The following is a 10,000-nucleotide window of genomic DNA, read 5'->3' as shown; positions in this document are numbered from 1 at the left end:
GCCCGGACCGTTGGTGGATACTGGATACGTGCACCACCGGCAAGGTCAGCACCTGCATATGAACACCAGTTGCAGATGATAGCGAGAATCTGTGGTTTCCAATCGTCTGCCATTACTGTTCTCCTCCTGCAAAGAATGCATCAATCTGTGCTGCGATCTGTGGTGTGGTAAAGTGCTGCATCTTAATTGCCCCGCCTGGACAGAATCCTCCACAGGTACCACAGCCTTTACACTTGGCTTCGGTAACAACCATAACGGTTCTGCCGTTCTTCTCACCAAGTGAGAGGGCTGAGTAGGGACAGAGATTGACACACATACCACAACCGGCACACAGCTCATCAATACACATGGCAAAGTATGGCTCAAGTTCGACTTCGCCCATATGAATCGGGATAGATGCTGCGGATGCTGCACCTTCTGCCTGTGCTACGGTGTCAGGAATATCTTTTGGACCCTGACAGACACCGGCGAGGAATACTCCTGCAGTCGTTGTACCACAGGGGTTTAACTTCGGGTGTGCTTCAAGCATCCAGCCGTCCTGTGATGCAGATACACCGAACTTCTTGCGGAGATCGTTTGCACCTTCGTTTGGTTGGACAGCTGCTGCAAGGACAAGGAGATCGACTTCAACATCGACCGGACGACCGAGCAGGGTATCTTCAGTATAGACGTGGAGGTTCTTTGTTTCCTTGTCTTCAAGCACATTGGCGACACGTCCACGGATGAACTTGGCACCTTCGTGCTGGATACGGTAATAGAACTCCTCGTACATCTTACCAAAGGACCGGATATCCATGTAGAAGAGATATGCAACGGCACCCGGAATCTTCTCCATGATCTGGTGAGCATGCTTGAGTGAGTACATACAACAGAACCTGGAACAGTATGGCTTTCCGATTCCGGTATTGTCTCTGGAACCTGCACACAGCACAAATCCGACCTTCATCGGGGTCTTGCCATCACTTGGACGGACAAGGTGGCCGCCGGTCGGACCGGATGCACAGATCAGACGCTCAAACTCGAGAGCATTGATGACGTTGTCAAACTGCTTGTATCCCCATTCTCTCTTGTTCTCAACCGGGAAGAGTTCATATCCGGTTGCAAGGACCGCAGTTCCAACCTTGACGGTGATGAATTCGTCCTGCATCTCAAGATCGATTGCCTTCTTCTCACCACAGGCCTCAACACACAGACCACACTTGACACAGGAGTCAAAGTCGACGGTGTAGATAAGAGGCATGACCTGGGCATGGTAGATGTAGATGGCCTTTCGTGGAGCCATTCCCATCTCGAACGGGTTTGGCTTGATGACCGGACAGACTGCAGAACAGTCTCCACACCCGTTACAGCCACCACCAACGATTCCCTTAGCGGTTGCCTCTTTTGGAGTCAGAACACCACGGGCCTTCTTGCGGAGGGTGACATCAAAGTTCCCGATATACCCTTCTACCTTCTCAACCTCGGTATAGGTCATCATCTCGATATTCGGGTGTCGGCCGACATCCACCATCTTTGGTGTGAGAATACACTGGGAACAGTCAAGGGTCGGGAAGGTCTTGTCAAGCTGGGACATCCGGCCACCGATGGTCGGGGTCCGCTCAATCAGGTAGGTCTTGATTCCTGCACTGGCAAGGTCAAGGGCAGCCTGCATACCGGCAACTCCACCACCGACGACCATTGCGGTCTTCTCGACAGGGACACTCTTTGGAACGAGATCCTCAAGTTTTGCTGCCTTTGCAACAGCCATCCTGACCTGGTCTTTTGCCTTCTGGGTTGCTTCGTCCCACATCCCGTGCATGTGAACCCATGAGTTCTGCTCACGGATGTTTGCCATCTCAAACCGGAACGGGTTTAATCCTCCTTCTTTGGTAGCGGTACGGAAGGTTGGTTCGTGAAGACGGGGTGAACATGCTGCAACAACGACACCGGTCAGGTTGTGTTCCTTGATTGCATCATCAATCTTCTTCTGACCCGGAGTTGAGCACATGTACTGATACTGGTCAGCAACAGCTACATAGGGGAGTGTCTTTGCATAGTTGACGACATCATCGATGGACAGTGATCCTGCGATGTTGGTACCACAGTGGCACACAAAGACACCGATTCTTGGTTCAGTATTTTCTGCCATGTCTTTGTCCTCCCTTAAAGCACCTTCTGCAGGAATGGTGTACAGTCGATTGCATGCAGGTCAAGTGCAAGGTCCTGCGGGCTCATACCCTGGGCAAGACCGAGGAGTTCGTTGTAGTGCAGAACCGGAATGTTGTATACATCGCCGAACTTCTCTTTGATCTCGATCTGACCACGGTCAAACTGAAGCTGACAGAATGGACACAGTTCTGTGATTGCGTCAGCACCTGCTTCCTGAATGTTGATGAGTTTTTCATTGGTGATGTCAAGGGCATGGACGATATCATATCCACGGACACCGCCACCGGCACCACAGCACTGCATCTTGTTGCGGTACTGGATTGGCTCTGCTCCAAGAGCACCAATCAGCTCTTCAAACCACATCGGGTTTTCAGTGTCTCCAAAGTGCCGCTCTTTCTTTGGCTTCATGAGGTGGCAGCCATAGTGTGCTGCAACTTTTGCTCCGGAGAGCGGAGTTGTGACACTGTCCTTGATCTTCTGGACACCGCAGATCTTGTCATCATAATAGAGTTCTGCAAGATGCCAGACATCAATGGTACCCTTAAACTGCATGTCAATCTCAGCAAGGACTTCGTTGACGTTGTCACGGAGTTCGTCGTTGTGCTTGAGGATATGGTTGACTTCCCAGATTGACTTGTAACAGCCATTACAGATGAGTGCGATATCCTTCTTCATCTCCTCTGCAAGGACAAGGTTTCGTGCTGCCATTGCGTACCAGACGTTCAGGTCAATGGACCCGAATGCACCGGGAGCAGGACAACAGCTGGCACCCTTCAGCGGGAGGAGCTTGATACCGACCTTTTCACTGGTCTTGATAGCAGACGCCTCACAGCCGGGGTACCGGTTTGGTGCAATACACCCAAGGAAAAATGCGTATTCGTGCACGTTTAGTCACCCTTCAGAATTCTGTCTGCATTCTCTTTCAGCTCGTAATGATCCATAATCTTCTGAATACCCTTAATGAATTCAGGATATGAGTGCGTTGTCGGCGGATCTGCAGGAAGACCAAGCTTGGTTCTGGCAGCACGGTTCACGTCATTGTTTGGTACACCATGTCCGCTGGTATAGATAAGCTGGACCGTCTGCAGGAAGTTCTTTGGAACAATATCCCGCTTGAATGCAAGGTTTCTCATTGCCATGATAACATCGGTCGGAGCGATGTCACGGGGGCAGCGGTCTGTACAGGAGTAACAGGTAGTACAGAGCCAGAGATCCGGGTCAGTCAGGGCTTCATTCTCAAGCCCCAGGACACAGCGTCTCATGAAGAGCCGGATCCGGTATGAGGACCGGGGTGCTGAGGGGCAGGAACCGGTGCAGGTACCACACTGGTAGCACATATTTGCAATAGTCCTGCTGGTCTTGAGAATCTTCTGGGTAAACTCAGGGTTGGTATCGCTCAGATGGTACCGGCGGTCCGCAAGTTTCTTGTCCAGTTCTGGAATGTTGTATGATTTTGCAGCCATAAGACACCTCTATTACTGGCTTACCGCCTTTAATTCAACAGACCCTGCCAGGGATGGCTGCTCTTTGACCTTGGATGTTCTCGGAGTAAAGAGTTTTTCCTTGATCTTCTTGAATAGGTCTGTCTCTTTGCCCTTGATCTTCACGCTGTCACGGCGGAGGTAGATGATATCCTCACCCGGACAAGCATTGACACAGGCACCACACAGGATACAGAAGTCCTTGTTGACTGCAATTTTTGCTTCAATCTGGCCCTTCATGTCCTTTGCAGGCTTCGGTGTCGGGAGATAAATGGCATTTGCCGGGCATACATCAACACAGGTGGAACATCCTCCCGGACACTTTTCAGCATGGAAGGTGATCTCTCCTTCAAAGATCTTGTTTACGGTTATAGCCTCGGTCGGACAGTTGATTGCACACCAGCGGCAGGTACAACAGTCCTCGTCGATGATATTGACGTTTCCAAGTTTCTTCTGTCCGACTACCGTGCGGGTGACCTTGATTGCCTCGGAGGGACATGCTTCTGCACAGACATTACATCCGTCACAATATGCCTCATCCCAGATAACCTCACCCTCAACCTTTCCGATTTCAGGGCTGAAGGGCTTGTGAAGCACATTTATTGCTTCGCACAGGTTACCACAGATACCACACTTGGTACACTTTTCATCGTCAACTTTGAACTCAATCTTGAGTTCGACAGCCTGTCCTTTTGCAAGCCCTTCTTTGTCCTCTCCTTCAAAGAGCGGAACATCACGGTCAATTGCATCACGGGGACAAACATCGTCACAGATGTTACATCTGACGCACTTGTCCTGATCAATTGCCGTTCCTTTGTCATAAGTCGGGAATCCTTCTTTTTCAAGGATTGGCAGACGTTCTTCTCCATCAACTTTCAGAGCAAGAGCTGAGAACGGACACATGATGACACAGACACCACAGTATGAGCATTTTGTCTCGTCGACATGAATGCTTGCAGCATCATCAACAAGTCCTCTCCGGACTCCTCCGACTGCCCCAACGGAAATTGCTTCTTCGGGACAGACCTCTGAGCAGATGCCACATCCGGTACAAATATCATTGTCAAGGATGAGGTTGTTTACCTGCTGGAGAAGTCTCTGCTCCATTATCACCTTCGACCCGTCAGTGGTCTTGGAATACTTAGGAAACAGTGTAGACATTAAGATACCTCGGTTGTTCACGAATTCTGTTCCTGAAACGCTTGCATTTTTCTCCGGCCCATTCAGGCTTCCACTGCCTGGGGTGGTTGACCGGAGAGCTGAATCACATCATATGGACATGCATCCACACAGATACCACATCCTGCACAAAGTTCATGTTTGACATCAAGGATGACAGCATCACCATTGATGACTTTGTAGATTTTATCTGTGCTGGAAGGGTTAACCGTGTTGAGTTCCAGTGCATTCACTGGACATGCTACCACACAATTGTTGCAGCCGGTACAGCGTTCCATGTTTACATGAACTGCAAATGCCATATTTGTCGCACCAGCCTGATCGATTAAAATCGACTGAACAAAGGTTGTTAGAAAATATAGATAAATGTTCTGAAATAGATACGAGATTTTTTGGAGAAAAAAGGGGAAAAAGTGTCGTTTTTTCTTTGACTCTTTATAAAATGTAAAAACTATGAGCTTATCTTCCGGACCCCTATATTTCATGATAAATCATGATAAATCTGGATCCGTTCGTCTTCGGTCAGAGAAGAAAAACCAAAAATAATTCGTAAATGTATGAATAAGCTCAAATTCATTCTCCGATGGAATCGTCATCAGAATCAGAATCCTCTGCACGGCATTTCCATCTGTTTAACCTGCAAAATCTACCCGGTTTTCGGAAATATCTGTCATAGGGGTTTTGTTTTGTGGCATTTATCTGACAATAAATTCTGCGTGCCCGTATTATCCGTAATAATTGAAATTACGATTGATGCACATATTTTGAAAGGAGTATTTTCCTTTCTTTTGGTATTTTTTTGATGCTGTACCCCTCAGGCCGCATCTATGGACTTTATTTGCGCAACAGGGGTCATTCATATGATATCATCCACCATAAATAATCAAAAATCTCTCAATTAGGCAAGGATTTATCTCTATCGGTAACAGAGGATACCCTGTCTGTTATGATAAACCAGGTCCCGACCATATGTCCGTACTGCGGTACCGGGTGCTCTGTACATCTTATTGTTCAGGATGGGAAAATTACCGGGACAACCCCGAATATCCGTTCTCCGGTGAATGAAGGAAAACTCTGTCCGAAGGGTACGTACTGCCACCAGTTTATCCACAGCCCGGATCGGCTCAAAAAACCCCTCATCCGGAAAGGCGATGTGTTTGTGGAGACAGACTGGGAGACCGTTTATCATCTGATCGCCCAAAAACTTACCACCTATTCTGCAGATGAGATCGGGGTGCTGGCATCAGCCCGGTGCTCGAATGAGGATAATTATGTCCTGATGAAGTTTGCCAGAGGTGTTTTAAAGACAAATAATCTGGATCATTGTGCCAGGTTCTGTCATGAAGCGACCATGACCGGTCTTACCCTTTCATTTGGGAGAGGGGTGATGACAAATTCCATCCCTGATATCGGGAGATCTGACTGTATCTTCTGTCTTGGTTCCAACACCTTTGAGCAGCATCCGCTTATCGGGAGGCAGATTGTCCGTGCACAGGCTGCCGGGGGGAGGTTTATATATGCAGATCCCCGGTATACCCCGACGGCGATCCAGGCAGACCTGTTTCTTCAGTTCTACAGCGGGAGTGATGTTGCAGTTCTCAACTGCATCATGGGAGAGATTATTCGAAATGGTTTAGAAGACAAGGATTTCATCAGATCCCGGACCCGTGAGTATGAATCGCTGAAAAAACTTGTCCTGCAAAACCGGTATACTCCCCAGGAAGTAAGCATTCTGACCGGTGTGTCAAAGACGGATCTCATCAGGGCAGCAGAATGGATTGGAACTGCGGACCGGTGTACGGTTCTGTATGCAATGGGTCTTTCGCATCTGTCCGGGGGCGTTCATAATGTCAGGGCGATTGCAAACCTGATGATGCTGACCGGAAATATCGGCCGGCCCGGGACCGGTGTCAATGCACTCCGTGGGCAGAATAATGTGCAGGGAGCCTGTGATATGGGGTGTCTGCCTGACTTCTTCCCTGGATATAAGCCGGTTACCGACGGTAACTTCCATCAGAAGATAGCGAGAGCCTGGAAATTTCCGGAGAATATCGCCCCGGCACGGCCCGGTCTTGACATGAACCGGATGTTTCAGAAGGCTGGTGAGAGTTCCAACCGGATAAAAGCGATGATCCTGGTCGGGGAAAACCCGCTGGTGACTGAGCCGGACCAGCACATCGTTGAACATGCGATAAAAAACCTGAAATTCCTGGTAGTATCTGATATCTTCTTTACCAAAACCTGTGAATATGCCCATGTTGTCCTTCCCGCCGCATGTTATGCAGAAAAGGACGGGACGGTTACCAATACCGAACGGAGAGTTCAGCGGCTGCGAAAGGCAGTTGAAGCTCCGGTGCTTGCAAAACCTGATTGGCAGATAATTACGGAGATTGCCTGCCTGATGGGGTATGAAAAGCAGTTTCCCTATCAGCATCCATCTGACATCTTCAGGGAGATTACGACGGTATGTGAACCGTACCAGGGGATGACCTTTGAACGGGTGAGCCTTCCAGACGGGATCTGCTGGCCCTGTGTATCTCCTGATGACCCTGGCACGGCTATTCTCTATTCTGACCGGTTTTATCATCCGGACGGAAAGGGTGTGTTCTGTCCGGTTGAATGGAAGGCACCTGCTGAGCTCCCTGACTCCCGGTACCCGTTCAGGCTGACATCAGGCCGGGTTATCTGGCACTGGCATACCGGGACGATGACCAGGAGGAGTAAGAATCTTACCGATGAGCTGAATGAGGTGTATATAGAAGTTCATCCGTCAGATGCAGAAAAAGTCCGGATATCAGACGGGGATATGATACTGGTCCGGTCCAGGAAAGGTGAGTTATCCTGCAGGGCACGGGTTGTATCAGATATTAAGGAGGGGATGATCTTCATGCCGTCGCTGTTTGATGCAGCGTTGAACCGGCTGATGGGTCTTTCTGAATCAGGCCCAGGATTTTCTGAATATAAACCAATCTGTGTCTCCCTTGAACCGGTCGGGGGTGAAGAGGTATGAATGGTCAGATGTGGTACGGCCGGTCTCCGTTTGATTCAATCAGGGAACACGCAGCATCCGGAGGGGTGGTGACCGGCCTGCTTATGTCCCTGCTTTCGTCAGGCACCGTTGATGCGGTCTGTGCACTGCAGATGGGAGAGGATATCTATGATCCACGGCCCGTCATCATAACTGATCCGGAAAAAATCCCTGCATGTTCCGGATCTTTGTTCTGTGGGAGTATTCTGACCGCAGACTGGGTTGTCAGTGCCGTGCAGGCAACCCCTGGGATGAAGATTGCTGCGGTTGTCAAGGGGTGTGATGCAAAGGTCATCGTGGAACTGGTCAAGCGGAATAGACTTGACCGGGATGATCTCTATCTTATCGGACTCAATTGCAGCGGGACATTTTCCCCCATTAAAACCAGGGCATTTATCAGGGAGGTCTGTGATCTGAATCCGGACCATGTTGATTCTTTTTGTGTCAGGAATGGCCGGGTAGTTATCAGGTCTGGTGACGTGGTCCATGAATTTCCTTTGGAGATAATTGAGGAGCACGGGTTTGGCAGACGTGATTCATGCAGGAGATGTGATACACCGATTCCCCGCCAATGTGACGTTGTCTGTGGAACCTGGGGGCTGTTAGGTGAATACTCTGATCAGGCAACCTTTATTGAGGTGTGCAGTAAAAAAGGGCTGGCATTTCTGGATCAGGCAAGAAAAGACGGATTTGTGACCATAGTCCCTGCTGACCTGAAGGGTATTGAGGCACGATCCCGTGTTGAAGCAGCGATGCTGACGATATCAGAGAAGAACCGCAAAGCGATGTTTGCAAAAGTCGGGACCGGTATCGGGCGGCTGACCTGGATCATGGAAGAGACAAACCGGTGCATTAAATGTTACCAGTGTTCGAAGGCCTGTCCGTTCTGTTTCTGTCAGGATTGTCAGACAAAAAAACCCTGGCTGGTCAGGCCTGGTGAAGTCCCGCCTCCGTTGATGTTTCATCTGATCCGGTTCTCCCATATCGCCGACTCCTGTGTGAATTGTGGACAGTGTCAGGACCGGTGTGCCATGGATATTCCGGTCTCACTGATGATGCATGCCCTGCAGGCAGAACTTGAGCAGATGTTCGGATATCATCCTGGCAGGCCTGAAGGAAAACCAATCCTTGCAAAGGTGAATCAGCATGAAGAATGGGAACATTACTATGGGAATAATTACCAGGAGATGATTCGTCTGTTCAGTCAGAAGGTTCCTGCGGCTGATGAATCGGGGGATAATCAGGGCGTCTTGTGAAAGAGATCTTTTGTGGATGGGAATCCGCAGGCCCTGAGGACATCCTCCTCGGTGACCTGTCGAGACTGCCTGCGTCTGGAAGAGAGATCTGACAGGTGAAATATGGAGAGCGGTATTGGCAGGCCGTATATTTTTGCATAACTGACCGCCGGGATATCACGGGAGAAGAAATTCCGGATGGTCCCCCGGTCAACGACAACCCCCATCTCCTGAAGGATTCGTGCACTATGGTTATAAGGATGGATCCGTGCCACCGTCATGCAGAGATCGATGACCGGGGATCCAAACTTGGTATTCGGATAAAACGGGGCCAGTGCATAACAGAGCCGTCCGCATGATTTACAATAATACCTGGTGACGATGACATTGATTATCTGCTTCTCATCATCAATGAGTATGGTTGCAAACCGTTTCTTCCGGTTGTCGTGGTACCTGACCTCCCCTCCGCAGTGAGGACACCGGTCAAGGAGGGTAAACTCCATCCCTTCCAGTCCGAATAATGCATTCTGGACGACCGATGAGATAAGGGATGGTATCTTTATACTTTTCACGACAGGCCTTCCGGAGGTATCTCCTATATCATCTGGTCAGGGAACTATTGAACTATCCAGTTCTATGCAAGAAAAGATCAGGGGGTGTCTTCGGTCAGTTCATCCCGCTTTTCGGTTTTGATATCTGGTTCATCCGGGGTATCGCGGACCGGCAGTTCAAGGAGGAGCAGGTTCATGATCCCGCCACATGATTTACAGAGGTAATACTCATCCTGCCAACAGGAACTGCATCCCCATCTGCCACAGATAACACACTGACGAAGTCCTGACAGAGAGCCGGAGCTGTGACAGAGATCACAGACATACCGTGAAAAGGATTCGGGATCCCGGGTCGGGGGTTCATTTTCTTTTCGTACC

Annotated in this window: 9 protein-coding genes and 1 pseudogene; 2 read left to right on the top strand and 8 right to left on the bottom strand. The window is 49.6% G+C overall.

All coding sequences use genetic code 11. The features are described 5' to 3' along the window. From LDL35_RS03640 to LDL35_RS03615, 6 genes are all read right to left on the bottom strand, one after another. Window positions 1-113, bottom strand: a 113-nt coding sequence (locus LDL35_RS03640; protein WP_304019582.1) for a hydrogenase iron-sulfur subunit, incomplete at its 3' end; no start/stop codon positions are given. After that, window positions 113-2,128 (bottom strand): CoB--CoM heterodisulfide reductase iron-sulfur subunit A family protein, encoded by a 2,016-nt coding sequence (locus tag LDL35_RS03635; RefSeq protein WP_304019580.1) that lies wholly within the window; start codon window positions 2,126-2,128, stop codon window positions 113-115. The genes LDL35_RS03640 and LDL35_RS03635, both read right to left, overlap by 1 nt. 14 nt (window positions 2,129-2,142) lie before the next feature. After that, window positions 2,143-3,033 carry a CoB--CoM heterodisulfide reductase subunit B gene (hdrB, locus tag LDL35_RS03630; RefSeq protein ID WP_304019578.1) on the bottom strand — a complete coding sequence of 297 codons (891 nt, stop codon included), beginning with the start codon at window positions 3,031-3,033 and terminating at the stop codon, window positions 2,143-2,145. 2 nt (window positions 3,034-3,035) lie between these two features. Beyond that, a complete protein-coding gene (gene hdrC, locus LDL35_RS03625; protein ID WP_304019576.1) occupies window positions 3,036-3,611 on the bottom strand; it encodes a CoB--CoM heterodisulfide reductase subunit C in 576 nt (191 codons plus the stop codon). A gap of 12 nt (window positions 3,612-3,623) precedes the next feature. Beyond that, window positions 3,624-4,790 carry a 4Fe-4S binding protein gene (locus LDL35_RS03620; RefSeq protein WP_011448819.1) on the bottom strand — a complete coding sequence of 389 codons (1,167 nt, stop codon included), beginning with the start codon at window positions 4,788-4,790 and terminating at the stop codon, window positions 3,624-3,626. A gap of 62 nt (window positions 4,791-4,852) precedes the next feature. Further along, window positions 4,853-5,110, bottom strand: coding sequence for a 4Fe-4S binding protein (locus LDL35_RS03615; RefSeq protein ID WP_048067959.1), 258 nt, complete (start codon window positions 5,108-5,110; stop codon window positions 4,853-4,855). A 644-nt stretch (window positions 5,111-5,754) separates the two neighbouring features. Here LDL35_RS03615 and fdhF point away from each other — a divergent pair. Both fdhF and LDL35_RS03605 read left to right on the top strand, forming a co-directional pair. Continuing rightward, window positions 5,755-7,818: a formate dehydrogenase subunit alpha gene (gene fdhF, locus LDL35_RS03610; protein WP_304019574.1), complete on the top strand. Its 2,064-nt coding sequence runs from the start codon at window positions 5,755-5,757 to the stop codon at window positions 7,816-7,818. Next, on the top strand, window positions 7,815-9,092 hold the full coding sequence (locus LDL35_RS03605) for a Coenzyme F420 hydrogenase/dehydrogenase, beta subunit C-terminal domain (protein ID WP_304019572.1): 1,278 nt from the start codon (window positions 7,815-7,817) through the stop codon (window positions 9,090-9,092). Before fdhF ends, LDL35_RS03605 begins: the two co-directional genes overlap by 4 nt. Here LDL35_RS03605 and LDL35_RS03600 read toward each other — a convergent pair. Both LDL35_RS03600 and LDL35_RS03595 read right to left on the bottom strand, forming a co-directional pair. Next, complete coding sequence (locus LDL35_RS03600; protein ID WP_304019571.1) at window positions 9,077-9,643, bottom strand: hypothetical protein; 567 nt, start codon at window positions 9,641-9,643, stop codon at window positions 9,077-9,079. The genes LDL35_RS03605 and LDL35_RS03600 overlap by 16 nt on opposite strands. A 77-nt stretch (window positions 9,644-9,720) precedes the next feature. Continuing rightward, window positions 9,721-10,000 (bottom strand): annotated as a pseudogene (locus LDL35_RS03595) (hypothetical protein); the annotation flags it as partial.

Origin of the sequence: Methanospirillum hungatei (assembly GCF_020216685.1) — an archaeon.
Lineage (GTDB): Archaea > Halobacteriota > Methanomicrobia > Methanomicrobiales > Methanospirillaceae > Methanospirillum > Methanospirillum hungatei_B.
This window is presented reverse-complemented; position numbering and strand designations above follow the sequence as displayed.

Excerpts from the sequence above, each read along its gene's own strand:
- LDL35_RS03635 (WP_304019580.1), bottom strand. The coding sequence starts at position 2,128 with ATGGCAGAAAATACTGAACCAAGAATCGGTGTCTTTGTGTGCCACTGT.
- hdrC (WP_304019576.1), bottom strand. The coding sequence starts at position 3,611 with ATGGCTGCAAAATCATACAACATTCCAGAACTGGACAAGAAACTTGCG.
- LDL35_RS03620 (WP_011448819.1), bottom strand. The coding sequence starts at position 4,790 with ATGTCTACACTGTTTCCTAAGTATTCCAAGACCACTGACGGGTCGAAG.
- LDL35_RS03615 (WP_048067959.1), bottom strand. The coding sequence starts at position 5,110 with ATGGCATTTGCAGTTCATGTAAACATGGAACGCTGTACCGGCTGCAAC.
- fdhF (WP_304019574.1), top strand. The coding sequence starts at position 5,755 with ATGATAAACCAGGTCCCGACCATATGTCCGTACTGCGGTACCGGGTGC.
- LDL35_RS03605 (WP_304019572.1), top strand. The coding sequence starts at position 7,815 with ATGAATGGTCAGATGTGGTACGGCCGGTCTCCGTTTGATTCAATCAGG.